This is a genomic window from Zarconia sp., assembly GCF_057467645.1.
Genome location: NZ_JBRJXU010000108.1, coordinates 78,775 through 103,910, shown reverse-complemented (window position 1 = coordinate 103,910; position 25,136 = coordinate 78,775). Strand labels below are relative to the sequence as shown.

The window sequence follows — 25,136 nt, the reverse complement described above, 5'->3', positions numbered from 1 at the left end:
CGCGATCGAGCGTAGGATTAAATGTTGCGTTTAAATCGATCGACCTCGAACCACTTGAATGGTTTCCAAATTCGGATCGGAACATCCAGTTATCGTGCCACCCGACGCTCGAACTTGTTGCAAAACCGCGATCGCCGTTTGGGTAATCTCCTCCCCCGGCATCAGAACTGGAATTCCCGGTGGATAGGGACAGATGAGTTCTCCACTCAAACATCCCACGCTGCGAGAAACAGGAATGGTTTCTAGGGGGGCAAAAAAAGCCTCGCGGGGTGACATGGGGGGTGGTGCGGGGGACGTTTCTGGATGGGAAAGCTCGATCGAGAACTCGTTCGAGGAGTGAGAGCGAACCGACTCTCTCGACAGGGTGACAAAACCCTCGATGAGGCGATCGATATCGGCAGCTGTATTGCCCAAACTGATGGCAAAACCGAGATAGCAACGCTCGACTAACTCTGCGGTTACCTTGAAGCGATCGTCTAGAATTTCATCGGCATCGTAGCCGCTTATCCCCAATCCCGTCACTTTTACCATCAGCCGAGTGGGATCGAGAGCGAAAAATCCCGGCGTTGGTGAGAGCGGCATTTCCAAAATAGAGAGTTGAGGAATCTCTGATAGCTGAGTTCTGGCTTTTTGCGCCAGTTGCAGAGTTTGACTGAGGAGCGATCGCCCGGCGAGCGCCATCTGTTGGCGCGCTCCATCCAACGAAGCCATCAGCAGGTAGCTCGGGCTGCTCGATTGTACCAATTGCAACGCTCGATCGAGTTGCCCTTCGTCGATGCGATCGCTCCGGAGGTGCAGCATCGACGCTTGAGTCAGCGCCCCCAATACTTTGTGGGTAGACTGAATGGCCACATCTGCCCCAGCTTCGAATGCCGGTGTTGGCAAATCCGGATGGAAGGTAAGATGAGCGCCGTGGGCTTCATCGACGATGACGGGAATCTGGCGTTGGTGGGCGATTTGGGCAATGCTGGCAATATCGCTGCAAACCCCCTGATAGGTGGGCGATACAAGCATCACCGCTTTGGCATCGGGATGAGCTTCCAAGGTAGCAGCCACCGCAGTTGGGGAGATTCCCAGAGGCAAATCCCAATCTCGATTGTAAGTAGGGTGGACGAAAATTGGGATTGCCCCCGCCAGAATTAGCCCGGAAATTGCCGATTTATGGGCGTTGCGAGGCAAAATAATTTTGTCCCCGGTTTGGCAAATGGCGAGGATCGCCGCGATAATGCCAGCAGTAGAACCATTCACGAGAAACCACGTCCTGCGTGCCCCGAAAACCTCTGCGGCTAAAGCTTGTGCTTCGGCGATCGCACCTTCGGGAGCGGCTAAATTATCCAATTGCGGTAATTCCGTCAAATCGGCTCGAAAGACTTCATTCCCCCACCACTGTAGGAGTTTTGGAGGCGCACCGCGTCCTTTTTTGTGTCCGGGAACGTAAAAGGGTGCGCTATCTTTTTGAGAAACACGTTGGAGAATATCGAGCAGAGGCGCAACGGTTCGATCGAACATTGAGTTTAAGTAATAGTAATAAGTAATAAGTGATATAGCACTACGTAAATAGATTAGGACATCGGTGAAGGTGAGCAGGGGAAGCAGGGGGAGAAAGACTTCAGTAAAATTTCCTAACCTAAGCGCATAGCGCTATATAGAAATTTCAGATTCAGCTATCAGCCGTCAGCTTTTTGCAGGCTCAAAAATCATAAATTTTAATGGATTTTCCGAGCGAGACAATCAATTTAATTTATCTAAAAAAAACAGACTTAATCCATGCTTAAAGCATTTTTATACAAGCCTGATAGCTGATGGCTGAATGCTTACAGTACTTATTTTAAAATTTTTCAAATCAGTGAGGGCTAATTTTGAATCTCAAGTTTTTCTGTCAAAGGTAAATTCAGGGAGTTCGTTCGTACCTCATCTATTCGAGAAATGCTATACTGATTACTTATTATTTATTACTTATTATTGATTAACGCGGTGTGCAACTTTAAGCACTCGCGATATGGTGAGCGAGTCGAAAAATCTCCCTTCCCCCTTTCCCCCGTGCGAGAGGATTTTGGAGAATTAAGTTGCACATGGCGTTATTACTTATTACTTACTTTTTGACCGACTCGAACCGTTGCTGGGAGAGGTTGTGGTGGATTCGCCCAGTAGCGAACGACGCGATCGTAGAGTTCTTGACTTTGTAACCAGAGGTTTTCTTGCTGCGAGGGGAGTGTGTTCATCCCGATGCACCTAATTGAGAAACGACTTGATGCCTATAATCTTATCGCTCTGAAAAATGCGCACATCCCCCAATCGGGCGATCGATAATTCATGCTGTTGCAGGTATCCCAAACTGCTCGTAGCTGCTATCTGTGGTTTGTTGGGATACATCGATCGAAACAGTAATTAAAGGAGATTCGGTCGTTGGCTTCGATTCGGCATTCTGTTTGGCTTCCCAGTATTGCAATAATCGTTCGTGGATGGTGCGGCTGCAAAGCCAAGGATTCATCGGGTTTAAAATTACGGTCGTGGTCATAGCAGATAAGTATTTGGCAGGTCTTTGGCCGACAATACACCTATCGTAAATTTGATGCGGGTTCTGTAGGGTGAGCCGATCGCGCGAAAAATATGAATTTCCCCACTGGAAACGAGTGACTCAAAAAGAGAATCTAATGCGATCGCGATCGCAACGTACCAAGAGAACCGTGGAGATGCTTCAGGAGTCAGGGTTAGCTTGGAGAGTATTAGCCACTCCCCCATCGGGATCGCCCATTCGGTGGACGGTGCGATCGCCAGTTCGTAGGAATCGCGCAACCCTTAAAAGTTGTAATCTTCTCATAAAGAAGGTTAAAGCACTCGATGGCCAATTCGATCGTCTTCGATCTCCATCGAGCATGTCTGAAGACCTGACTCCGACCTGCGATCTCCATCAAAAGAAACATGTCTTGTCATTACAATACACTCACTCGCCGTATTGCCCCGCATCCGATCGCGATCGCCCAAACCGTTGTCTCGAACCCTCCAGACGACAGGATTGCCCAACACGATCCATTTTTCCTCGAGGACTCTCCCATACCCCTCATCCGCAACTTACGGGCAATTGTCGATCGCTATCGCCAACAGATTCGCCAGCGCACCCAACTCAAAAAATGACAGATTCGTGACATGGGTGTTAGTGTCGAAACAGAATGGACGCTCGTCTCATCGGCTCATTTTAAGTCACCCAATTCAGTCACCAATTTGATGGAGAAGCTGACCCGAACACCATGCTAAATCTCCAAAACATATCGATCTGCGTATTGATGCTGAGTCTCATCGTGAATTTGTCCCTGGGCATCGTTCGATCGCTCGGGCGACGGTTTCCATGGACTCGGGCATTATACGCACCCAGTCTGACGATCGCGATCGCTGCAACTACTTTGGTCTTACTCCTCGGTACGGATATTCTCGGGGCGATGGCGAGTTCGGCAACCCCAGCCGCCTCGAATGCCTTTACCCTCCAAGATGCCTTTTATGCCTTCGTCATTATCGCCCTGCTGATTCTCGTCGGTCGGTTCGTTCGGCAGAACGTGCCCTTATTTCAAGCACTATACATTCCCAGTTCGATCGTTGCCGGGGGAATTGCTTTACTCCTGGGACCTGAAGTCTTTGGGGCGATCTCCGGCGGCAGTTTTTTTTCCGAACCTATCCGTTTGGTTTGGTCTCAATCTCCGGGAGTCTTTATTAATGTCGTCTTCGCCGCCCTCTTTCTCGGGGAAACCATCCCCAGTCCGATCGAAATTTGGCGTAAAGCTGCCCCCCAAGTAGCATTCGGTCAAACCATTGCCTGGGGGCAGTACGTGGTGGGATTGCTGCTCGTCCTGACAGTACTCACCCCCGTCTTCGGACTCGATCCGATCGCCGGATCGCTGATCGAGATTGCATTTGAAGGAGGACACGGCACCGCTGCGGGAATGGCCGGTACGTTCGAAGAGTTGGGCTTTCCAGACGGGGGAGACTTGGCATTGGGACTGGCTACCGTTGGTATCGTCACCGGTATCGTCTCTGGGATTCTCCTGGCAGATTGGGGTCGCCGCAAGGGATACGTCCAGGTTGAAACCGGCTCGAACCCCGACGAGAATCCTCAGACTCATAGCAGTAATGAACTAGAAGAATACGAAGACCCCGCCACTCGCGCCGAACGAGCTAGATTGATGCGCGATTTGCTCATCGATCCAATTACCCTCAATTTAGGGTTTGTCGGTTTTGCCGTCGCCATTGGTTGGATAATTCTCAAGACTTTAGTTTGGCTCGAATCTGTCACCTGGGGGGTGACCGGGTTTACCATCATGAACTACGTCCCCCTGTTTCCCATGGCATTGGTGGGGGGAATTTTGCTGCAACTCGTCTTGGTGCGATTGCGCTTAGCCCCCCTAATTTCCCGTCCCTTGATGAATCGCATTGCTGGGGTTGCCCTCGACGTGACGATCGTGACGGCCTTAGCGTCGCTATCCTTAAAGGTATTGGGCGGTAATTTCGTGCCCTTCCTACTGTTAGCGGTGTTCGGCATTCTCTGGAACGTGGGAGCCTTTATTTTCATCGCACCGCGAATTCTGCCCACCTACTGGTTCGAGCGGGGTATTGGAGATATGGGTCAGTCGATGGGGGTGACGGCAACGGGAATTTTGCTGTTACGCATGGTCGATCCGGAAAATCGATCGGGTGCGTTCGAGAGTTTTGCCTACAAGCAGCTCTTTTTCGAACCGATCGTGGGAGGGGGATTGTACACTGCTGCTGCCCCGGCTTTGATTGCTCGTTTTGGACCGGTGACGATGTTATTCGTCAATGCGGTAATTTTGGTGGCTTGGCTGGCATTTGGGATGTTCAATTTTAGAAAATCGTCTTAACGTTAGTTGGGGATAAGACGATTTCTGGTGAGGATGGTGAGATGGGAAGCTCTTAAAGGAGAACGCTGTTCAAAATTGATGCGTTCGCGAAGCGTCTCATGCAGGAGAATCGAGCATTGGGATGAAACAAGATTTCTCGCCTTGCCTCTCCCTCCACTCCCCCAGCTTCCACCGCGATTGCCAGCTCAAATCCACCGGAATCTAAAACCCCTCGGGAAGAAGACAAGGCGAGTGCATCTACATCGAAAATAGGAGCAAACGTGGTGTTGGGACGAGATCGAATTCAACAGTTATGGAAACAAGGATTCTGGAAAAATAAGATTGCCATTCGCTACTTTTGGACGATCGGCATTGGGTCGTTTCTCATCCAATCGGCGATCGCCATTCCCGAACTTCATCACCGCCACAGACTGGACAGCGCTGATGCTTCGGTTCCGACTCAATCGAGCAGTTTGAGTTCGAGTCATCCACAAGTATTTTCTCCAAAACTCTCTCAACCCCTATCTCGGGCGATCGCCATTTCTGCGCTGGAGTCGGCTATCTCCAGTCTGGTTATTGCCGCGATCGTCGCCATTTTGCTCAACCGTCAGGTACGCCGTCCCCTCGACGAGCTAACCCAACTTGCCGAAGCATTGGCTCGGGGAGAACTCGATCGACGCGCTCACCTCGATACCGACGATGAAATTGGGCGGCTGGGTTCCCAACTCAACGATACGATCGACCGTTGGCAGGAAACCCTCGAAAGCTTACAAGACGGCATTGCCGAGCGAGAACAAACCGAAGAACAACTGCAACTGGTGGTCGAAGAACTCGCCCGCACCCGCGATGAAGCCCTCGCTGCCACCGTAGCCAAAAGCGAGTTCCTCGCGACGATGAGCCACGAGATTCGCACCCCCATGAATGCCGTCATCGGCATGACCGGACTCCTGCTCGATACTCCCCTCAATCCCCAACACCAAGACTACGCCCAGACTATTTATAACAGCGGTCAAGCCCTCCTGAGCCTGATTAACGATATTCTAGATTTTTCCAAAATCGAAGCGGGTCAAATGGAGTTGGAGGAATACCCCTTCGAGTTACGCGGTTGCATCCAAGAAGCCTTAGATTTAGTTGCCCTCAACGCGCGGCAGAAGCATCTGATTTTGGAATCTCAGATTGCCCCCCAGACTCCGAATGCGGTCGTTGCCGATGTCACTCGCATCCGCCAGATTTTAGTCAACTTGCTCAATAATGCAGTGAAATTTACCGATGCGGGTTTTGTCAGCCTCTGTGTTGTCGGTCGTTTGCGAGATTGGGCAGCTCATCAGAATTTCGACCTCCCCACATCCCAACCAACCTACGAAATTCAGTTTGCCGTTCGCGATACGGGCATCGGCATTGAGGGCGATCGAATGCATCGCCTGTTCCAATCCTTCTCCCAAGTGGATGCATCCACCACTCGCGAGTACGGGGGGACCGGATTGGGACTGGCGATTAGCAAGCAACTGTGCGAGATGATGGGCGGTCGCATTTGGGTCGAAAGTGGCGGGGAAATCGCGGGCAATCCACCACCGGATTGGGAGTTACAACCTTCTCACCAGCAAAAAATCGATCGCGGCTCGACGTTCTATTTTACGATCGTCGCACCAGCCGCCCCGCAATTCGTGCGTCCCACCCCCCAAGACGAACCGATAGGAGAGCTAGACAACCGCGTTCCTTTACGGATTTTGCTGGCCGAAGATAATGTCGTCAATCAGAAAGTGGCATTGCTGCTGCTGGAGAAACAAGGGATACGAGCCGATGTCGTCAGTAACGGTCTTGAAGTTTTTGAAGCCCTGAGTCGCCAACCCTACGACGTGGTACTCATGGACGTGCAAATGCCGAAAATGGATGGTTTGATGGCGACGCGGCAAATTTGCCAGGAACTCTCCCCCGATTGTCGCCCTCGGATTATTGCCCTGACGGCGAATGCGATGGGTGAAGATCGGCAAATGTGTTTGGATGCGGGGATGGATGACTATCTGGCCAAACCCATTCAAATTGAGGAGTTGGTGCGCGCTTTAAATCGATGCAAGCCGATAGGAGAAATCTCCGATGCACCGACTGATGCGATCGATCCGATCGTCCCAGACGAGGATATCCAGATAATGGAAGACAAGCCGATCGAAACGCCCCCTCTCGATCCTTCCATCCTGCAAGCCTTACGAGACATGGCCGGTTCTCGCGCGCCTGAAATTATTGCACAGATCGTCGATGGCTTTTTAGAAGATACGCCCAACCAGTTTGCCCAACTACAGGAGGCGATCGATACCGATGACGTTCAAAAGCTGCGAATGTCCGCTCACGCCCTGCGATCTGCGAGTGCAAACTTGGGAGCGATGGGGTTCTCCGATCTATGCAAATCTTTGGAAAATCTCGCTCGATCGGGAACGACTCACGGAGCTGACAATTACCTAAATTCCCTCAAGACAGAATACCATCGAGTGGAAATTGCTCTTCAGAAAGAGCGCGATCTGGTTATGGTTAATTGTTAATTGCGCCTAATGTCTATTTGATTCGCCGGAAGAGATCTGAACCAGTGTAGATCGCTGCCTCGAAAAATAGTTCGAGAAGGAGCGACATTATGAACGAGGAAAGAAACATTTTATTCAATAATAAAGAAGGTATCAACATCCTCAACATCCAGGTCGAAAGCAACACCCTGAATCTCCCCTTGTCCCCATCTGGTCAGCTATGTAACCTCACCGAGTCTTGCTAGTGCTCGCGCTCGATAATCAAATTACAATTTGTAGGGCCAACAAGTCCACCTTCTCCAAGATGGTCGAGATGCATATGAAATTGCTCGTCAGTATTTTCATCAAAGTTACCCAAGAGCGAATTACCCAGGTTCTCCAATGCTCTCTGATTTCCCTCAATGATGAGATCTCGACGGAAAAGTGATATTTTTAACTGGTCTTTGTATTCAGGTAACTCGGATTTTCGGATAATCAACCTATCAAGATTCTCAGGATAGAACTCATCTCTATCCTGACTGGCCGCAAATTCTACTTCATCGTTAATTTCAAAAAGGGATTGTCCCAGAAATCTCAAACCGAGTATCGAGTCACAGAGAAGAATTTCTGGATTCTCCACCTCTGCGCTAAACCAAATATTCATTTAGAAGTCTCCAGGTCTTACTATACTTGGATCTATGGAAATATGAGATGCGATGAAAATCCCTCAAAGCCTTACCCGTACCAAGCAAGCTGGCAATTTACCCGAACAACAGACTGTTTTTTGAGGTTGGCTAGCGATCGGGAGTGTCGCGTTTCGTGAATAATCCAGGTTATACGTCATTCATAAGGATATACAGTCGTGAAAACCTGGGAAATTCAAAGCGATACCGGCATTGATGCCCTCACCCTCGTCGAGCGCCAAGACCCCCAACCCGCGTACGGTGAAGTATTGGTGCGCGTCCGGGCAACCTCCCTCAACTACCGGGATTTACTGATGGTGCGCGGGGCTTACGGCAGCGCGATCGAACTACCCCGGATTCCCCTCTCCGATGGTGCGGGGGAGGCGGTGGCAGTCGGTGAGGGCGTTTCGCGCTTTCAAGTGGGCGATCGGGTTGCCGGTATCTTTTTCCAGGATTGGATTTCCGGGGAACTGATGCGGCAAAGCCTCAAGTCGGCATTGGGTGGAGAACGAGATGGAATGCTTGCAGAGTTCGTTGTTCTCTCGGAAGAGGGACTCGTCAAGCTTCCGGAACATTTATCCTACGAAGAAGGAGCAACCCTTCCCTGTGCGGCAGTGACAGCATGGCACGCTCTCCAGGGAATTGCACCGGGGGATACAGTCTTATTACTCGGAACCGGGGGTGTTTCCATCTTTGCACTTCTGTTCGCCCAACTCCACGGTGCCAGGACGATCGTTACCTCCAGTAGCGATGCCAAACTCGATCGCGCCCGAGAACTGGGGGCAACGGAGACCATCAACTACAAAACCACCCCGGATTGGGAAAAGCAGGTATACCAACTCACCGATCGCCAGGGGGTCGATCGCGTCGTTGAAGTCGGAGGCGCGGGCACTCTGGCAAAATCCTTCAAAGCCGTCCGCGTCGGCGGTACGATTTCCCTGATTGGCGTTCTCGCAGGGGCGAGTGGAGAAGTCAATCCTCTGCCCATCATCATGAAACATCTAACGGTGGGAGGCATTTACGTCGGGTCTCGGGAAATGTTCGAGGCGATGAATCGAGCGATCGCCCTTCATCAACTGCGCCCGGTTCTCGATCGCGTTTTTCCCTTTTCGGAAGCACCAGAGGCTTACCGATACCTCGAAAGTGCCGCTCATTTTGGCAAAGTGGCGATCTCCGGGCCCGCCTAAACCTCAACTTCGTTACGCCGATAACTTGACATATTGGCAAAGTATGATAAGCTAACTTAACTGCTAATAATTCTCTGATAGCGCCCCACCACTTTGGTGAGGGTGTTTTTTGTGTTTTGCGCGCTCTTTGGGAGAGATTGAAGACGTTGCGCGATCGCTCGGAATCGTTAAAGTAGTTGGGGAAGCATAGGATAATTCTCGAAACGCCCCATGGCAAAAATATTGAGTGCGACGCTCGACCCCAAGCACCTGGGCACTATCATTTGGGCGATCGTCATCGTTTTACTCGGACTCAGTATTACCCCTGCACCCTGGTACCAATTTTGGGCGTTCGACATTGCCGGCGCTGGATATCTTTGGTATGGGGCAACTTCACTTCTTATATTGTGTAGCTTGGCGTATTTCCGCCCCCGTCCGCTGCGACGACATTTACGAAAGCTAATCTTGACCTTGGCGATCGCTCTGATATTCTATGGAACGACGATCCTCAACTGGTATATTCCCAGAATTATCGATTCGATGTCCGATGGAATTCCCGTCACCGCCATGACTTACAACGTCAACGATCGATATTGGGATGCAGCCAGCGTTGCTCGGGTAGTGCGATCGCAGCAAGCCGATATCTTCGGATTAATCGAGCCATTTCCCGACCAAGCTACCGAGTTGCACGCTCTGATTGACGATCTCTATCCCCACTTTTACGCCGCCACGGCGGGGGAACTGAGCCTCTACAGTCGCTATCCCATCGTCCAAGCCACGACCAAAAAACTGCAAACCCCCTTCAGCAGTCTGTTTGCCACCCTCGATATCCAAGGCAAAGCCGTACGAGTGGCGATCGTTCATCCCCTCGCACCTTTGTCACCTAAGCACTTCCGAGGACGCAACCAAAACCTTTCGGCACTGGCTGAGGATGCCAGAGCGCATTCATCCGAATATTCATCTGCGGCGATTGTGATGGGAGATTTCAATACTGCCTCCTGGTCGATCTATTTTCGCGATTTCCTGCGTCGTTCCGGGTTACGCAGTGCGTCCGTCGGTCATGGCATCCACCCCACTTGGTTTTACGTCAGTTCCGCACGTCCCCACGTTCTCCTCTACCAGTTCGTGCAACTGCTCAAAGTACCCATCGACCATATTTTAGTCAGTCCCCAGATTCGGATCGATCGCGTGACTACCGCTCCTGCCGGGATTTCCGACCATTGCCCGCTGATTGCCAAAATCCGCATACCCGAATAACGCCATGTGCAACTTGTTTATCCAAAACCTAACAATACGGGGGAATGGGGAATGGGGAATGGGGAATGGAGGATTTTTCGACTCGTTTTTCGGAATGCAGAATTCGGAATTCGGAAAAGGGAGACGCGCAGACACAGAGACACGGCGATGGGGAAAATCGTCGCCACGGACTTATGAGCAATTGTCAATTGCGCCCCAAAGCGTGCCAAAAATTTTTCATTTCAATTTTTAAATCCAATTAGTTCCCACCGTCGTATCAAGAAAGAACGAGATCGAACAAGATCGAAAATCGATCGTATATGGAGCGAACCCTTTGATGAAAATTAAACTGACCAATCCCCTGACCCTGAGCTTCACCCTTGCTGCCGTTGTCTTTCTCGGCGCCTGTGCTGCCGATACGGCCAGTACCGAAGATACAGATGCGACGGCCGGGGCCCCCGCAGCCACGGAAACCGAAACCGCAACGGAAGCACCTGCCGCTGATGGCGAACTGACCGCGCTTCCCCTCACCAACGTTGCCACGGGAGAATCCTTTACCCTCGCCGACTTTTCGGGCAAAACCGTCTTAGTCAAGCCCATGGCTACCTGGTGCGGCAAGTGTAAAACCAACTTGCAAGGCGTGCGAGAAGCTACGGCAGAATTGGGTGAAGGGGATTACGAGATCGTCGCCTTGAGCGTGGAAGATAGCCTACCCGATGAAGATTTGGCAAAATATGCCACGGAAGAAGACTTTGACTTTACCTTCGCCGTTGCCACGCCGGAAACGATGCGTGCGCTGGATGCAAAATTCGGACAAACAGCTCTCAATCCCTCCATTGGCTCCCGTTTCATCATCAGCCCCGATGGCGAAATTTCCGAACTGACCACCGGAAAAGTCGAGCCTGCCGCTCTGGTTGCTAGCTTGGAAAGCGCAAGTAATTAGTCCGTTATCGCCGATAGCGCTTTTGGCTAAAGCTAGAACCCAAGCTGGGTCGGTGGGCAGTTCGATGGCTTGTCTCAAAGTACAGTGAGTGCACCCAAAATTGCCCACCCGACACGCGACTTAAATCTTCACTCTCAAGACAAATAATGAAAAGCCCCAGTGGTAAACCGTTATCGATCGAACCACTTGGGGAGATTCGATGCTTGCGAAAAATCATTCGAGCATCGATAAAAATGCTAAAGATTTCATTTTAAACGAGAAAGTCTAATTAGGAGCGCGATAGTGGTTTCAGAACTTTTGCAAGCTTTTGTCCTCGGCAACGGTGCGATTCTCACCAATGTCTGCATGTTGCCCCTTTACCCCGGTACGATCGCCTTTTTAAGCAGTAGTATCTCCGATCGTAACGCTCGCCCTGTGGGTTTCTTACTCGGGTTTGCCGTGTTGGGGGGGATTCTGAGCATGATGGTCGTCATTGGGGCAATTTTATACGCGATCGGTCAATCCTTTGCCGGCGTCTTACCCTTAATACTCCCCGTCATTTACGGTCTGGTCATCGTATTGGGCATCTCGATGGCCATGGGGTTCAATCCCTTCGCCCGGATGCTAACTCCGCAAGCCCCGACGCTAAATAACCCCTTCGGCACGGCTTACCTGTACGGTTTGATGTTCGGACCGATGACCCTCCCTTGCACCGGACCGATTATTACAGCAGCATTCGTCCTCAGTGTAGATTCGACGGGTGCTTTGTCCGGGAGTGCCTTGCTGTCGCGACTGCTGTACTGTCTCTTTTTCGGACTCGGTTTCGGATGGCCGTTGCTGCTGCTCCCGATGTTAGCGCGATCGGCCCAACGTCGTTTTTTGGGTTGGACGACAAAGAATCACGAACTCCTCGTGCGGGGTTCCGGTGCGCTGTTGGTGGTTATCGGTATCTTTGGGATTTGGACGGAACTTCTGCCAAATTTGAGATAGGGGTTGGGATTTTGGGAGCAGGGGAGGCAGGGGAAGTACAGGGGGAAAAATGGGGAAGTTTAACTCTCGAAGTGCTCGTTGCCTCCCTTCTCTCTCCATCACCGCGTCACCGCTTCCCCCCGTCACCGCGTCCTCCCCACCACCCCATCCCCAAAAAACGGTATCGGAGCTGAGGATATAATGAGCCAGGGTCGAATTAGACAGCAGGGGAACGAGTGGAAATTCGAGGCGCTCTCGATCGCTTCTCCTGCAAGTTGGAAGAGCGAACAGCCATCGAAAACCTTGATGTTCCCTACCGATGCCGAACTAGATCGCGCACTCAAATCGGGAGATCGATCGGCGCTGGGGACGATCTACGATCGCTACGGCAGCGTCGTTTACGGTCTGGCCCTCAAAATGCTTGCCGATCCCCAAGAAGCCGAAGACCTAACTCAAGAGGTTTTCTTGACCCTGTGGCGCAAGCAAAACTACCGCCAAGAGCGCGGTTCGTTGGGGAGTTTTCTGACGGTGATGACCCGTTCTCGGGCCCTCGATCGATTACGATCGCGCAGCCGAAAGCTCAAGTTTTTCGGAAAGTGGGGTCAAACCCTATCGGAAAAAATGGGTTCGGTGACCCCCTTTGAGGAAGCTGCCGTGCGAGAACGTCGAGATCGCGTGCGCCGCGCCCTCGAAACCCTCCCCGAGAAACAGCGTCAGATTTTAGAATTATCCTATTACGAAGGGTTGAGCCAGTCGGCGATCGCTCAGCGGTTAGAGCTACCCCTGGGAACGGTAAAAACTCGATCGCGGCAAGGTTTGTTGAAGCTCAGGCAGTGTTTGCAAGATGCGCTGGAATAGAGATCGGGTGGAAAAGGGTTAAGGGGGAAAGGGGGAAGAAATTCATGACTTCGGCATCGAAATCGATTTTCTTTTCGATCTGCGCGACTCGGTCTCATCAACGAGATCGTCCTTCCCTACAGTCACACGGGAATTTTAGAGTTGGAATTTTGGATTTTATTGGAATTTGAATTGGAGTTTTGAATTGGGGTAAAGCCATTGACTCCCGAACACATCGAAGAACTTGCAGCCGGATACGTCCTGGGAAATCTGAGTACCGAGGAAACGGAAGCGTTCGAGCAACTGCTGGCGAACCAACCGCACCTGCACCAAGACATTCGTCAACTGCAAGAAACGTTAGAATTGATGCCCTACACCCTACCGGAAGTGGCTCCTCCTACCCAATTGCGATCGAATATTCTCATGGAGATCGAACCGGCAACCTCTCCATTACCGAAGCAAGTTCGGATTCGTCGGATCTGGGTCGGCCTCGGGGCGATCGCGGCAGTGGCATTTATCGCCCTGGGGATGGATAACCACCGCCTGCGCCGTCAACTCGCCCAAACATCCCCATTTCTCGATCGCCATACCATCGTCAGTGCGGAAGTCCTGCAAGCGAACGGCTGGGATGGGGTGACGCGGTTGGTGAGCGATCATCTGAGTTCGCTCGATCGCGATCGCGGCCCGGTGGATTTTGCCTCTACCAGCGTCACGGAAATTTCCCATCGCTTCGCACCTCAATTTAGCTTCGCGCGATCTGCTCCAACAGTAGAACGCGATCGAGTTCAGCTTCTGGGGGGAAGTTTCTGCAAACTCGGCAAAATCAAAGGAATTCGATTTACCTACCGCACCGAGGACAATCGGCTCGTTTCCTTTTACCAACTCGAAGCCTCCGAACGGGATACGTTTCCCCTCTCCGGAGGCGATCGTCTCTACATTCCTTCCCATCGAGGTCCGAGCGCGATCGTCTGGACTCAAGACGATATTCTCTACGCCCTGGTTTCGGAACTGCCCCCTGGAGAATTGCAGGACTTCGCCGTTCGCGTGCGATGAGAGGTAATTAGAGAAGGGTGGCGAGCTTGAAAGTGGCTTGCGTCACGTTCGCGATTCCCTGGGGGGGCAGTTGCTGAAAATCGCGAGAGCGAGGAGTTATCTGACTAGCGGGTGCGACAGGACTCGAACCTGTGACAAACTGCTTAGAAGGCAGCTACTCTATCCAACTGAGTTACGCACCCAGATATTTTGAAAGCGGCGAACTCCTCGCTTCATCCAACATTGTATCCGCGCCCGCCCGTACGAATCAAGTTAACGCGAGGTGGAGGTTAAGAATGTTTGAAAATCTGGGAGTCGATGTGGCTTCGAGTCGTGGTTAGAAATACCTCAAACAACATACCCCATATCCGATCGGGAAAGGTGTTTCTTTTTTGGGTGGAGGTGAGGGAGCCGGCATTGGTTTTCACCAATTTCCCACACTCGGTCACCCCACACCCTAACCTCTTCCTCGCCTGAAACGGTCTCATCCCGTGCCTGACGTATAGAGAGTTCGATCCGAAGTGCAAAGACCTCAACGGTCAATGTAAACTAAAACAACGTACAAATCGGCAGCAGTTAAGATAAGGTGTTAATCAGTGCAGTTGCGCTCGCACCTTGTCAGCGCGCTCTCGATCGTATGATATGGCTTGCTCGACAAATCAAACTCGTTTGTGACAAGTCTAAATTCTTGGCTTGGCGCGTGCATTCGGTCGGCGATCGCTCCGCCATCGCCACTATCATCGGCCCTGACAGGAGTTCATTGGCAGTGTCATGTTTATTTTAAAAAGGCAGGATGTTGAAATCTCCGGTATCCAGCACCCTAAAACGGGCCAGCAGATTCCAATTCTCAACTATCAGGGGCAGACTTTTCGCTTGATTAGCGTGTTTAACGCCAAACAAGCAGAGGAAGCTAGAGCCTTCTGGAGAGATTTGACTGATAACCGAGGCAAAGCCTGCGTGTTACTCGAAGAACCCGATCGATATAGCGTCTGGGGTAAAGTGCGCGTCGAGCAACTTCACGACGATTCATCGAGTGGAGGGGTGGAGGCGGCTCCGTGCTATACTCAAGCTTCGATCCTTCTGTTGCAGGAAGTTTATTACAGCATCGAAGACTTGCTCGGAAATCGTCAAGCGAGCGCCTTCCAAAAAGAGATTGCGAAGGTGTTCCAACAATGGAAGTTTCCCCAAGCTGACTCCGAAAGCGCCGTGAACGAACTGCTGGATTTAGACCCTCTAGAAGGCGATCGAGTTCCTCCCTGGCAAGAACATCATCTCAATACGCTCTTGCAGGAATTGCATCGCTTAGGTAAAGAGTATTTTGGAAATTCTAACTTTGTCGAGCGAGTCATCGAAGCTTTACAAGATATGCCCGACTCCGATCGAACTCAGTTTATTGAATGGCTCAATCAATCTCCCTTGGGCAAACTCTGGGCAACAGCTTAAGAATCATTGAAAATCGCCATCGAGATTCCACGAATATGGGAAGGTAGACTTAAAATTGCCGCCTTAACTTCTTGGTTCCATACATGGCTCGTTCGTCATCTGACCGTTCTGTCGCGAAATTCCTATGAGTACGACCTCAGAAAAATCTTCTAAATCTGGCGATCCCAAATCTTTTTCGACTCAGGCTCTCGTCCTGACCGGTGTGGGAATTGGAGTTTCCGCCTTACTCTTCTACTTATTATTTAGCGTATCTCTGCCGGGAGAAAGCCGACCTTATTGGTACGGCATCGGGACGTTACTGTTCGAGCAAGTGGCGCTCCTGTTTGCCGCCTTCTTGTGCCTGAGAAACGGGTTGAGCAACCAAATCGTGAGCGGACGCAACGTCTGGATGAGCATCGGTTTGGGGATGCTGTGCTACTTTACCGGCAACCTGTTCTTTAGCTGGTGGGAACTTTACTGGGAACTCGATCCGGCAGTTTCCTTTGGCGATTTGTTTTATCTGGGCAGCTACGTGTTTTTGTGCATTGGCATGTTCTTGGCGGTGCGATCGCGGCGCTTGAACTTAGAATTGTGGCAGTGGGGCGTCACGGCGGCGATCGCCGCCGTGGGTATGGCGTTTGCTGTTTGGATTGCTTATCCTCTGGAGTTGGGGATGACTGCCGATCCGGCCGTTCCCGAGGCTGTGGTTGAAGAAGTAGCCCCCGCAACGCCCGATCCCGCCCTGGAAGCCGCTGGAGAGCCTCCTATCGAACAACCGGCAGTGCCAGCCGAAACCTCTTCAGCTCGTCCGGCGCCGGCTTGGGTGATGCAAATGGAAGAAGAGTTAGATGCTTATTCTTCTTGGTTGACTCTAGCTTACGTGGTGCTTGATGTCGTATTGCTCGTGGTGGCAACGCTCCTGCTGCTGGCATTTTGGGGCGGTCGATTTTCGCAGTCGTGGCGGATGATTGCTGCTGCGGCTTTTTCACTTTATATTGCGGATATGTGGTACAAGTACGCCGAGAAAAATATCCCCAATTACGAAAGTGGCGATTTACTCGAAGTTTTTTGGGTGTTTACCGGCGTCTTTTTTGCCATTGGCGCGGTGTTAGAGTATGATGTCTCGACCAAATCGAGTTCTCGTCGCGGTCGCCGACGGGGTGGTTCCTAACTCGGACCCGGCTCTTAATCTCTCCTCGAGAACGCCCGCTAACGTTTCACTTTAACCCTCAAGAGTTCGCCTCCACAACCAACCAGCATGAGTGCTAGAAAACTATCCGATGCCGATCGAAAAGCAATTCTCGAAGAGTATCGACAACCGGGAGAAACAACCCTCACCATAGCTAATCGCTATGGGGTCAGCAACTCGACCATCAGTCGAATGCTCAAGAGCAGTTTGTCCCCGAAAGAGTACGAAGCCCTCATCCAGCAAAAACGGGCAACTCGGACTCACGCACCTGCAAAAAAGAAATCGGTGGAACCGTCGTTGACGGTGGAGACAACCGAGAAAACCCAGCCGGTGGAAAAATCGGAGAAGCCCGAGAAACCGAAAAAAATAGAGAAAACCCCCCCGACCTCCGAGGAGGTTGTAGATTCCACCAAGCGACGGCGGCGGAAACGATCTTCGGCTGCGGAGGAAGTCCCCGATGAAATACCCGCAGCCACGCCAGAAGCGATCGTAGAAGAACGAAAAGTTGTAGAGGACCGAAAAGTCGTCGAAGAACGAAAAGTCGTCGAAGAACGAAAAGAGGTTGTCCGACGGGAGAAGAGCCCGCCCAAACTGAAACGAGACCGCCAAAAAGAGGAAAGCGCGATCGAGGAGGAGGATTTCGATCCGATCGAGGGTCTTGAGGATTTTGACGACGATGAAGATTTGGAAGAGGTTGGGGATGATGACCTCGATGAAGAACCCCCGACCAAAAAAGTCAAAACCATCGGCTCGAAACCCGTCCAAGTTCTTCCCTTTGCGGGGGCAAATTTACCCAAAACCTGTTATTTAGTGGTCGATCGCGCCGCCGAGCTGATTACCCGACCGCTGAAAGATTTTGCTGATTTAGGACAAATTCCAGCCCGCGAGGTGTCGGAAAAAACCTTACCAATTTTCGACAACCATCGCGTGGCACGACGCTTTGCCAACCGCAGCCAGCGAGTCACCAAGATTCCCGATTCGCGGATGCTGCAAAAAGTCAGTTCCTACCTACAAGCTAAAGGAATTACCCGCATTCTCATTGACGGTCAGGTTTATTCGCTCTGACCAAGATTTGGCGTTATCGAGGGTGAGAATAATGGTTTGAAAGTCAAAATCTCGCAGTTTTAAGACCAGATAATCTCGATCTTGGCTGACGTACCAAAATTCTTTGCCTCTGAGGGTATAGTAAGTTCCAGCTTTAATCAGACCCGGAAAAAAGGTTCCCGGCGCGCGCAGTTCGAGCCAATCCCTCGGGGGTTCCTCGGTACTGGCGCTTTCGATGCGCTCGAGGGGAATCTCCCAGGTCTTCTCGAGGTTAAACGCCCAGAGTTGCTCGAAGCATTCCCACTCGATGGAGAGGGTATTACCGATTAGACCGAGAATCACGAGTCTTTCTCCTAGAATTGCTCTTAAATACCGAAGGCCCCATCATCGCCACAGAACCGCCGATCGTTCCCATAGCGACGCTTACCCCTAAAACAACGCCGATGGGAATTTGAATCGATTGCAAATTTAAAAAGCTCAACGAAACGAGGGTGGCATTTTGGACCGAGAGAATGGCGATCGCCACCAGCCAAAGTGCCATCACTAAACAGATGAGAAATACGAGAATGGATTTCATCGGGGAACAGGAAATGGGGAATGGGGAATGGGGAATGGGGAATATTAAATAACGTGAATTCGAGTTAAGCGGAGTAGCGGTAATGCCCAGTTAGCCTGAAGTTCTCTAAAAGGAGGTGGGACACAGCAATTGCCGCTCCTTGAGATTGAGGTGTTCGATGGAAAACTCAAATTTTGACTCACCAGAATCGGTGATGACGCTTTTCTATCCCCCACATCCTACACCCCACCCAAAACTTTTGATCCCGAACTGACCTTAAATATTAAGTTTCTCTCCCGAAAACAGGATACCTAATTTTAGACCGATCGCTTTGACGCGATCGGCGTTCGATTGACAAGCGTCACCACATATGGGGTTAAAAACCCGCAATGGAAGGAAACTCACTCCGTCTGTATGGAGAGTTTCTAATTTTAAGGGTGGTTCTGAAGAGCGGATGCCGTACCTAGCAGGCGATCCCCCCAGTGGGAGTTCGCAAAAAACTCCCTCCCCAGACCTCCCCATTTTATCCACAACGCATTAGCATAGAGGAGTGAGTTATCTTCGTTACCCTTTACATTCCTTAAGGGAGGGCAACTGGTTCAAGCTCATTTGCGGGGCCAGCTTCCAACACCTTCCTGCGATTCGGAATCTCACTTTGGCTTATGCCCTCGTCGGCGCTGACTGCATCGACGTCGCAGCCGACCCGGCTGTTATCGCGGCAGCCCGAGAGGGAATCGAAGCGGCCGGGCGCCTGACGGAGTTTTTCCCAAAATGGAAATCCTTGCCCGATCGCTCGCCGTTGCTGATGGTAAGTCTCAACGATGGCGAAGACCCTCATTTTCGCAAAGCCCAATTCAACCCGAGCGCCTGTCCGGCGGATTGTCCCCGACCTTGCCAACAGGTTTGTCCGGCCGAGGCGATCGCGTTTAGCCAGGATACCAGCACCAGGTCCCACGTCCCAGAAGGGTCTGCCCCCCCATTTCCAGCTAACGTTTCGGGCGTCATCGACAGCCGCTGCTACGGTTGCGGTCGATGTATCCCCATTTGCCCATTCGATCGCATCGTGACCCGTTCTTACGTCAGCACCCCCGCCACCCTTGCCCCTTTGGTGCTCGAAAACGGTGTCGATGCCCTCGAAATTCATACCCAAACGGGACGCGAAGCTGATTTCGATCGCCTGTGGCGGGCGATTTCACCCTGGCTCGATCGTCTGAAAGTCGTTGCTATCAGTTGTCCCGACGATCCAAATTTAATTGACTACCTGCGGGCGCTATACGAGCGTATTTCTCCCCTACCCTGCCCCTTAATTTGGCAAACCGACGGTCGTCCCATGAGTGGGGACATCGGGGCGGGAACCACCACCGCCGCAGTGAAACTGAGTCAAAAAGTCTTGGCAGCCGGATTACCCGGATACGTTCAACTCGCTGGTGGTACGAACCACCATACCGTTGACAAACTTAAAGCGACAGGTCTACTCCCATCCGCTGCCGAGAACGACGGGGGTCTATCTGAGGTTTCCCCCTCCACCCGCGTCGCTGGCGTAGCCTACGGAAGCTATGCCCGAAAACTCCTATCCACTGTTTTAGAACAGTTAGAAACCGTGCAGACGATCGCTATTTCACCGATAGCCCTTTCCGAACCCGTTGTTTCACAACCTCCCCTCGGGCAATTTGGCAATCTTCAAACTGCCCCGGTTCTGCGTTTGGAAGATCGTCCCGATTTGCTAGAGGAGGCCGTAGACTTGGCAGATTCCTTGGTTTCGCAACTCAAACCCCACCGCTGAATCACTCACGGTTGCAGGAATTCACACATTTGAACGGGCAACCGGGCGAAATTTAGCTGGCTTTTTAACATTCATTTTTGAAATTGCTCTTGTATGGTGAATCTCAACGATCGCAATTCATTCGAACCACTCGAACCATTAGAACCACAGGTTGCACTCGAAACGGTCGCTACAATCGAACATGAAACTCCCATCGAACGACAAACTACTGACAATTTAGATCGGCTGCTCGATATTCTGCCCGAAGACCTCAAGCAACGGTTGCAGGAACACCCCCAACTCGATAGCCTGATCGAAATTGTGATGGACTTGGGGCGGCTGCCGGAAGCACGATTTCCCGGCATTGCCGAATATCTTTCCGAAGAACCGATTTCCAAAGAAAACCTCCAATATTCGATCGAGCGCGTCGGACACTTTGGCGGGGACAACCGGGCGGGTATTGAAAAAACCCTGCACCGCATCAGCGCTATCCGCAACCGCCGAGACGAAGTTATCGGACTTACCTGCCGCGTCGGTCGTGCGGTGTACGGAACCATCGGTCTGATTCGCGATTTGGTGGAAACCGGCGGATCGATCTTGATGCTGGGTCGTCCGGGGGTGGGCAAAACCACGGCCCTGCGGGAAGTCGCCCGGGTCCTCGCCGATGACTTCAACAAACGGGTGGTGATTATCGATACCTCCAACGAAATTGCCGGGGATGGGGATATTCCCCACCCAGCCATCGGGCGCGCTCGTCGGATGCAAGTGGCCCGTCCGGAACTGCAACATCAGGTGATGATCGAGGCGGTGGAAAACCATATGCCCGAAGTGATTGTCATCGACGAAATCGGCACCGAACTCGAAGCCTTGGCCGCCCGCACCATTGCCGAACGGGGGGTGCAGTTGGTGGGAACCGCCCACGGCAATCGGATCGAAAACCTGATCAAAAACCCCACTCTCGCGGATCTGATCGGCGGCATTCAATCGGTGACCTTGGGAGATGACGAAGCCCGGCGGCGCGGCACGCAGAAAACCGTCCTCGAACGCAAAGCCCCACCCACCTTCGAAATTGCCGTGGAGATGCTCGAACGGTATCGTTGGGTGGTTCACGATCGCCTCGCCGAGACGGTGGATACTCTGCTGCGGGGACGACAGCCCAACCCCCAAGTACGGACGATGAACGAGGCGGGCAAAGTGAGCGTGACGCGGGAGTTGCCGGGGTCTGTCGAACCCGCCACTCCTCCCACCCCCGCAGCGGGACGGGGCTGGCGCGCATCCGGGCAAATGCGACCGCTACCGAATCCCAATGCTCCCAAACGGGAGGGAGAAAAGCAAAACTTCGCCCAACTCCTGGATGCGTCGTTTCCCGCCAGCGGGACTCGGTACTTGAAACCGGGCGATCGCGCCACTTCTGCGACTCAATCGCGATTGAATTTCGACGGGACGACGGAGTTAGAGCGTCCGGAGTTCGATGGAACTGGGTTCAACGGGGTGGCAGATGAATCGCCGTTGTACGTTTATCCTTATGCCATCAGCCGCCACCAGATAGAACAGGTAATTCAGGTACTGGGATTGCCCGTGGTGCTGACGAAGGATCTCGATAGTGCGGAGGTGATTTTGGCACTGCGATCGCAGGTGAAACATCACTCGAAACTGCGCCATATCGCCAAAGCCCGTCAAGTGCCCATTCATACCGTCAAATCCGGCACCGTGGCTCAAGTGACGCGGTCCCTGCGACGGCTGCTGCACATGGACGATCCGGCGGTTCCCGACATTGCCGATTTGCAACTGTTTACCAAAAACGGCAATGACGACGAAATCGAAGCCCTCGAAGAAGCGCGGTTGGCCGTCGAGCAAATCGTGATTCCCAAAGGGCAGCCGGTGGAGTTGCTACCGCGATCGCCCAAAGTGCGGAAGATGCAACACGAGTTGGTGGAACACTATCGCCTCAAATCCGATAGTTTTGGGGACGAACCCAATCGCCGCCTGCGGATTTATCCGGCGTAGTATTCGGGGAATTGCGATCTGAATTAAATTGAGTCAATCTGGTAGGGGTCAACGGCCGTTGACCCCTACGGTCTTTTGTCCGAAATTGAATATTCGTTACCCCCTGTACCTATCTACGGCGATCGATCTTGCTTGGCTTTCCTGCGGGAGGTGCGACCTTTTTTCTTTGAGGTACCTAGCTTTTCTCGTTCGGCACGGATGCGATCGAGCAGGACTGAGGCGGGTTCGTCGTTGGGGTCTTGGGGGACGAGTTCGCCTCGAAAGGCTTTGGCGAGGATGGATCGATCGAGAAAATCAACTTCCTCAACAGCATTTTGTCTACTTCTTAAAACTTCTTGCACTGAAGTGAACGCCTTCTCGATGTACTCGACAATTCTTCGTTGTTCGTCAATTGGAGGTATAGGAACGATAATTTCTTTGAAAGCCTTTTGGGATATATTTCTCATTGAAAGTTGATTACCAGTAGCTCGGCTCTCTATTTCTTTTCTTCCGAATGACGATTTAAGGAAGTAGTGGATATATCTTTTATCTACTTCAGCAAAGTCTACGCGCCAAACTTTGTCACTGAGCATTATTCTGTAATTTATCTCTTCAACGATAACAGAGGCTCCGACAAGCTCTAATGTATTTGCCCTAGAGATAAGAAAATCGTCTTTTTTGATAAACAGTTTTGGATCGATTCTTTCAGAATCTACTACTGTCTTGGTTTCTTGAGGGTTGAATTTATCCCAAGTCACAGCACTTATCTTTACTAAGCCTACGGTGTCTTTAGTAACAGGGATTTCGGGACAGGAGAAGTTTTTCCCTGGCTGAATACGACGAACAACGAGTTTAAGTTGGGTCCATGCCCAGTTCTTGGGAAGGAGATAGTCTTCTCTCTCAATAGCTAATCTTGTTTCCTGGTAGTTAGCTCCTAGTTGAGTAGCCGCGCGATCTAAGAGCTTTTCAGCACTCTCCACATCAGGATTCTTCTCCCGCCAGTCAGCAGTTAAATCCCCTCGGAAGGCGGCGGCAAGAACGGATTGTCGAAACCGATCGATTAGCCTCGGCACATCGTCCAACGCTTCGCGGGCTTTCTGGGAGTGGGTCGTCAATTCCTCAATCTTGGCAACGATGCGGCGCTGTTCGTTGAGGGGGGGAAGGGGAATAATCTGTTTAGAAGCATCCTCCCTGTTTAATCCAGGAATGGCAGATGCTCTATTTAATTTGTTTAGTGAAAGTGATTTTAGCTGATAAAACCAATACTTAATTGGTTGTTCATGAAAATCGCTAATAAAGTAAGTTGTATCTATTGGCCAACATGATTTTTCAGCGAAATGAACTTCTCCAATGCTGCCCTTCCTGCCAATAATTAAAGAGGGTTGTTTAACTATAAAACTTGAGTGTTTACCAACTATGCCATTGGATCCATATACTGGAAATTCGCCATATATTCTTTTTGATTTGGGCAGCCCTTTCCCATAATTGAATTGAAGAACATCTCCAAGGTAAAGAATCTCCCATGAATCTGGTAGGTCAGATAAATCTATCAAACTACTTCCTCCTCACCCTCTTCCAAAAACTCCTTTAATGCCTCCATCTCCTCCATCGCCGTCTCAAGCCGCTCCATAATCTCGAGCACGATAACATTTGGCTCCGGCAAGTCATCGGCCGACTGCAAACTTTCATCCCGCAGCCAGGAGAGATCGAGATTATCCCCCCGCTTGGCAATATCTTCCCTTGTAAAGCACCGAAAGCGCCCATCTTCACCCCGATCGACCCGCTGAGATGTTCCATTCGGATCGTCCCCGTAGGCTGCGATAAACTCCTTAAAATGCTCCCGCGTCAGCGGCGTGCGTTTGCCAAAAGACGGCATATTCGTCCGCAGATCGTAGACCCATACCGCCTTGGTATTACCCTTCTCAGTGTTGCCCCGCTGGAAAAAGAGCACGTTTGTTTTCACCCCCTGTGAATAGAAAATCCCGGTGGGCAGCCGCAGGATAGTATGTAGGTTGCACTTATCCATCAGGTCAAACCGAATCGATCGCCCCTGACCTTCCTCAAACAGCACGTTATCCGGCAGCACCACCGCACCTCTTCCCCCCGGCTTTAATCCCCGGTAGATGTGCTGCAAGAACGCAAGCTGTTTGTTAGAGGTCGGGTAGGTGAAGTCATCCCGCGTCGGACGACCCCCACCGGTCTTGGTTCCAAAGGGGGGATTGGTCAGGATTAAATCTGACTTCGGCAACCGCTGGCCATCGGGCGACAGGGTATCGCCCAGCCCTACCGCACAATCAATGCCGTGAAGCATCAGATTCATCAGCAAAAGCCGGTGAGCATCCTGCACCAGCTCTAAGCCGTAAAACGCCTGGTTTCTCTGAAAGACCTGCTCGGCCTCAGACAGGTCAAAAAGGTTATCGGTGCGCTCTTTGATATAGCGATCGGCCGCAATCAGAAAACCACCGGTGCCAGCGGCAGGGTCTTCGATCGTCTCGCCCGGTTGCGGCTTCATCAGTTCGATCGTGCAATCGATTAGAGGCCGGGGGGTGAAGTATTGGCCAGCGCCTGATTTCTTCTCAGTGGCATTCTTCTCCAGGAGTCCTTCGTAGAGGTCGCCTAAGCCCTCTTCTTTGGCAGAATACCAGTCGAGTTCGTCGATGCTGGTAATGAGCTTATTCAAGATTCTCGGTTGCTTGAGCGCGGTTTGAGCGTTGGCATAGATCGCCTGGACGAGGGGTTTGGCATCCTTTGAGCCGAGTTTGATGAGAAGCTGCCGATAGAACTCAAGCTGCTCGACTCCCTCTTTTCTCGCCAAGTCGGTCCACCGATACCCCTCGGGCAGCTTTCCTTCGGTATCGGTTTCCCGTGCCATCTTCAGAAACAGGAGGTAGGTCAGCTCAGTTGTATATTGCAGGTAGCTGATGCCATCATCCCGAAGGGCGTTGCAGAGGTTCCAGAGCTTTTGAACGATATCGGTCGTGGTGGTCATAGAG

General features: G+C 51.6%; 23 protein-coding genes, 1 tRNA gene and 2 pseudogenes. 16 read left to right on the top strand and 10 right to left on the bottom strand.

Annotated features, from left to right (window positions below; all coding sequences use genetic code 11):
* Positions 1 to 30: 30 nt before the first annotated feature.
* From AC2215_RS16860 to AC2215_RS16845, 4 genes are all read right to left on the bottom strand, one after another.
* The gene (locus tag AC2215_RS16860; protein WP_486811156.1) at positions 31 to 1,509 is read right to left on the bottom strand and encodes an aminotransferase class I/II-fold pyridoxal phosphate-dependent enzyme; all 1,479 of its coding nucleotides are present in this window, start codon (positions 1,507 to 1,509) and stop codon (positions 31 to 33) included.
* Positions 1,510 to 2,081: 572 nt separating this feature from the next.
* Positions 2,082 to 2,222, bottom strand: a complete 141-nt coding sequence (locus AC2215_RS16855; protein WP_486811155.1) for a hypothetical protein — start codon at positions 2,220 to 2,222, stop codon at positions 2,082 to 2,084.
* An 89-nt stretch (positions 2,223 to 2,311) separates the two neighbouring features.
* A complete protein-coding gene (locus tag AC2215_RS16850; protein WP_486811154.1) occupies positions 2,312 to 2,518 on the bottom strand; it encodes a hypothetical protein in 207 nt (68 codons plus the stop codon).
* On the bottom strand, positions 2,515 to 2,796 hold the full coding sequence (locus AC2215_RS16845; RefSeq protein ID WP_486811153.1) for a hypothetical protein: 282 nt from the start codon (positions 2,794 to 2,796) through the stop codon (positions 2,515 to 2,517). Before AC2215_RS16845 ends, AC2215_RS16850 begins: the two co-directional genes overlap by 4 nt.
* A gap of 126 nt (positions 2,797 to 2,922) precedes the next feature.
* On the opposite strand from AC2215_RS16845, the gene AC2215_RS16840 reads away from it, so the two are divergent.
* The 5 genes and pseudogenes from AC2215_RS16840 to AC2215_RS16820 all read left to right on the top strand — a co-directional run bounded on the left by AC2215_RS16840 (position 2,923) and on the right by AC2215_RS16820 (position 7,381).
* Positions 2,923 to 3,135 carry a hypothetical protein gene (locus tag AC2215_RS16840; protein WP_486811152.1) on the top strand — a complete coding sequence of 71 codons (213 nt, stop codon included), beginning with the start codon at positions 2,923 to 2,925 and terminating at the stop codon, positions 3,133 to 3,135.
* A gap of 149 nt (positions 3,136 to 3,284) precedes the next feature.
* Positions 3,285 to 4,868, top strand: a complete 1,584-nt coding sequence (locus AC2215_RS16835) for a sodium/glutamate symporter (protein WP_486811151.1) — start codon at positions 3,285 to 3,287, stop codon at positions 4,866 to 4,868.
* A gap of 260 nt (positions 4,869 to 5,128) precedes the next feature.
* Positions 5,129 to 5,581, top strand: a pseudogene (locus AC2215_RS16830) (HAMP domain-containing protein); the annotation flags it as partial.
* 63 nt (positions 5,582 to 5,644) lie between these two features.
* Positions 5,645 to 6,928, top strand: a pseudogene (locus AC2215_RS16825) (response regulator); the annotation flags it as partial.
* A 66-nt stretch (positions 6,929 to 6,994) separates the two neighbouring features.
* Positions 6,995 to 7,381, top strand: coding sequence for an Hpt domain-containing protein (locus AC2215_RS16820; protein WP_486811234.1), 387 nt, complete (start codon positions 6,995 to 6,997; stop codon positions 7,379 to 7,381).
* 220 nt (positions 7,382 to 7,601) lie between these two features.
* Here the strand turns inward: AC2215_RS16820 and AC2215_RS16815 are convergent, their stop codons facing one another.
* Positions 7,602 to 8,003: a hypothetical protein gene (locus AC2215_RS16815; protein ID WP_486811150.1), complete on the bottom strand. Its 402-nt coding sequence runs from the start codon at positions 8,001 to 8,003 to the stop codon at positions 7,602 to 7,604.
* Positions 8,004 to 8,201: 198 nt separating this feature from the next.
* Between AC2215_RS16815 and AC2215_RS16810 the strand changes: the two genes are divergently transcribed.
* The 6 genes from AC2215_RS16810 to AC2215_RS16785 all read left to right on the top strand — a co-directional run bounded on the left by AC2215_RS16810 (position 8,202) and on the right by AC2215_RS16785 (position 14,205).
* Positions 8,202 to 9,209: a zinc-dependent alcohol dehydrogenase family protein gene (locus AC2215_RS16810; protein ID WP_486811149.1), complete on the top strand. Its 1,008-nt coding sequence runs from the start codon at positions 8,202 to 8,204 to the stop codon at positions 9,207 to 9,209.
* Positions 9,210 to 9,419: 210 nt separating this feature from the next.
* A complete protein-coding gene (locus AC2215_RS16805) occupies positions 9,420 to 10,445 on the top strand; it encodes an endonuclease/exonuclease/phosphatase family protein (protein ID WP_486811148.1) in 1,026 nt (341 codons plus the stop codon).
* A 316-nt stretch (positions 10,446 to 10,761) separates the two neighbouring features.
* A complete protein-coding gene (locus AC2215_RS16800) occupies positions 10,762 to 11,367 on the top strand; it encodes a peroxiredoxin family protein (RefSeq protein WP_486811147.1) in 606 nt (201 codons plus the stop codon).
* 282 nt (positions 11,368 to 11,649) lie between these two features.
* Entirely contained in the window at positions 11,650 to 12,336 is a 687-nt protein-coding gene (locus AC2215_RS16795; RefSeq protein WP_486811146.1) for a cytochrome c biogenesis CcdA family protein, read from the top strand.
* Positions 12,337 to 12,414: 78 nt separating this feature from the next.
* The gene (locus AC2215_RS16790) at positions 12,415 to 13,173 is read left to right on the top strand and encodes a sigma-70 family RNA polymerase sigma factor (RefSeq protein ID WP_486811145.1); all 759 of its coding nucleotides are present in this window, start codon (positions 12,415 to 12,417) and stop codon (positions 13,171 to 13,173) included.
* Between the two features lie 198 nt (positions 13,174 to 13,371).
* Positions 13,372 to 14,205 carry a hypothetical protein gene (locus AC2215_RS16785; protein ID WP_486811144.1) on the top strand — a complete coding sequence of 278 codons (834 nt, stop codon included), beginning with the start codon at positions 13,372 to 13,374 and terminating at the stop codon, positions 14,203 to 14,205.
* A gap of 108 nt (positions 14,206 to 14,313) precedes the next feature.
* Here the strand turns inward: AC2215_RS16785 and AC2215_RS16780 are convergent.
* Positions 14,314 to 14,387, bottom strand: a tRNA-Arg gene (locus AC2215_RS16780).
* A gap of 568 nt (positions 14,388 to 14,955) precedes the next feature.
* On the opposite strand from AC2215_RS16780, the gene AC2215_RS16775 reads away from it, so the two are divergent.
* The 3 genes from AC2215_RS16775 to AC2215_RS16765 all read left to right on the top strand — a co-directional run bounded on the left by AC2215_RS16775 (position 14,956) and on the right by AC2215_RS16765 (position 17,860).
* Positions 14,956 to 15,627, top strand: coding sequence for an Npun_F0813 family protein (locus AC2215_RS16775; RefSeq protein ID WP_486811143.1), 672 nt, complete (start codon positions 14,956 to 14,958; stop codon positions 15,625 to 15,627).
* A 124-nt stretch (positions 15,628 to 15,751) separates the two neighbouring features.
* On the top strand, positions 15,752 to 16,777 hold the full coding sequence (locus AC2215_RS16770; RefSeq protein ID WP_486811142.1) for a hypothetical protein: 1,026 nt from the start codon (positions 15,752 to 15,754) through the stop codon (positions 16,775 to 16,777).
* An 87-nt stretch (positions 16,778 to 16,864) separates the two neighbouring features.
* Positions 16,865 to 17,860, top strand: a complete 996-nt coding sequence (locus AC2215_RS16765; protein WP_486811141.1) for a transposase — start codon at positions 16,865 to 16,867, stop codon at positions 17,858 to 17,860.
* Here the strand turns inward: AC2215_RS16765 and AC2215_RS16760 are convergent.
* Together AC2215_RS16760 and AC2215_RS16755 are read right to left on the bottom strand one after the other, a co-directional pair.
* Complete coding sequence (locus tag AC2215_RS16760) at positions 17,804 to 18,181, bottom strand: hypothetical protein (protein WP_486811140.1); 378 nt, start codon at positions 18,179 to 18,181, stop codon at positions 17,804 to 17,806. The two genes, AC2215_RS16765 and AC2215_RS16760, sit on opposite strands and share 57 nt — an antisense overlap.
* Positions 18,159 to 18,416: a lipopolysaccharide assembly protein LapA domain-containing protein gene (locus AC2215_RS16755; RefSeq protein ID WP_486811139.1), complete on the bottom strand. Its 258-nt coding sequence runs from the start codon at positions 18,414 to 18,416 to the stop codon at positions 18,159 to 18,161. The genes AC2215_RS16760 and AC2215_RS16755 overlap by 23 nt, the downstream gene beginning before the upstream one ends.
* 529 nt (positions 18,417 to 18,945) lie before the next feature.
* On the opposite strand from AC2215_RS16755, the gene ldpA reads away from it, so the two are divergent.
* Together ldpA and AC2215_RS16745 are read left to right on the top strand one after the other, a co-directional pair.
* The gene (gene ldpA / locus AC2215_RS16750; protein WP_486811138.1) at positions 18,946 to 20,178 is read left to right on the top strand and encodes a circadian clock protein LdpA; all 1,233 of its coding nucleotides are present in this window, start codon (positions 18,946 to 18,948) and stop codon (positions 20,176 to 20,178) included.
* A 93-nt stretch (positions 20,179 to 20,271) separates the two neighbouring features.
* On the top strand, positions 20,272 to 22,164 hold the full coding sequence (locus AC2215_RS16745; RefSeq protein ID WP_486811137.1) for a R3H domain-containing nucleic acid-binding protein: 1,893 nt from the start codon (positions 20,272 to 20,274) through the stop codon (positions 22,162 to 22,164).
* Between the two features lie 113 nt (positions 22,165 to 22,277).
* Here the strand turns inward: AC2215_RS16745 and AC2215_RS16740 are convergent, their stop codons facing one another.
* Together AC2215_RS16740 and AC2215_RS16735 are read right to left on the bottom strand one after the other, a co-directional pair.
* Positions 22,278 to 23,696 (bottom strand): restriction endonuclease subunit S, encoded by a 1,419-nt coding sequence (locus AC2215_RS16740; protein ID WP_486811136.1) that lies wholly within the window; start codon positions 23,694 to 23,696, stop codon positions 22,278 to 22,280.
* The gene (locus AC2215_RS16735; protein WP_486811135.1) at positions 23,693 to 25,132 is read right to left on the bottom strand and encodes a class I SAM-dependent DNA methyltransferase; all 1,440 of its coding nucleotides are present in this window, start codon (positions 25,130 to 25,132) and stop codon (positions 23,693 to 23,695) included. The genes AC2215_RS16740 and AC2215_RS16735 overlap by 4 nt, the downstream gene beginning before the upstream one ends.
* Positions 25,133 to 25,136: the final 4 nt, after the last annotated feature.

Excerpts from the sequence above, each read along its gene's own strand:
- AC2215_RS16820 (WP_486811234.1), top strand. The coding sequence starts at position 6,995 with ATGGAAGACAAGCCGATCGAAACGCCCCCTCTCGATCCTTCCATCCTG.
- AC2215_RS16770 (WP_486811142.1), top strand. The coding sequence starts at position 15,752 with ATGAGTACGACCTCAGAAAAATCTTCTAAATCTGGCGATCCCAAATCT.
- AC2215_RS16815 (WP_486811150.1), bottom strand. The coding sequence starts at position 8,003 with ATGAATATTTGGTTTAGCGCAGAGGTGGAGAATCCAGAAATTCTTCTC.
- AC2215_RS16835 (WP_486811151.1), top strand. The coding sequence starts at position 3,285 with ATGCTGAGTCTCATCGTGAATTTGTCCCTGGGCATCGTTCGATCGCTC.
- AC2215_RS16765 (WP_486811141.1), top strand. The coding sequence starts at position 16,865 with ATGAGTGCTAGAAAACTATCCGATGCCGATCGAAAAGCAATTCTCGAA.
- AC2215_RS16805 (WP_486811148.1), top strand. The coding sequence starts at position 9,420 with ATGGCAAAAATATTGAGTGCGACGCTCGACCCCAAGCACCTGGGCACT.
- AC2215_RS16745 (WP_486811137.1), top strand. The coding sequence starts at position 20,272 with ATGGTGAATCTCAACGATCGCAATTCATTCGAACCACTCGAACCATTA.
- AC2215_RS16735 (WP_486811135.1), bottom strand. The coding sequence starts at position 25,132 with ATGACCACCACGACCGATATCGTTCAAAAGCTCTGGAACCTCTGCAAC.
- AC2215_RS16850 (WP_486811154.1), bottom strand. The coding sequence starts at position 2,518 with ATGACCACGACCGTAATTTTAAACCCGATGAATCCTTGGCTTTGCAGC.
- AC2215_RS16860 (WP_486811156.1), bottom strand. The coding sequence starts at position 1,509 with ATGTTCGATCGAACCGTTGCGCCTCTGCTCGATATTCTCCAACGTGTT.
- AC2215_RS16775 (WP_486811143.1), top strand. The coding sequence starts at position 14,956 with ATGTTTATTTTAAAAAGGCAGGATGTTGAAATCTCCGGTATCCAGCAC.
- AC2215_RS16840 (WP_486811152.1), top strand. The coding sequence starts at position 2,923 with ATGTCTTGTCATTACAATACACTCACTCGCCGTATTGCCCCGCATCCG.
- AC2215_RS16755 (WP_486811139.1), bottom strand. The coding sequence starts at position 18,416 with ATGAAATCCATTCTCGTATTTCTCATCTGTTTAGTGATGGCACTTTGG.
- AC2215_RS16800 (WP_486811147.1), top strand. The coding sequence starts at position 10,762 with ATGAAAATTAAACTGACCAATCCCCTGACCCTGAGCTTCACCCTTGCT.
- AC2215_RS16855 (WP_486811155.1), bottom strand. The coding sequence starts at position 2,222 with ATGAACACACTCCCCTCGCAGCAAGAAAACCTCTGGTTACAAAGTCAA.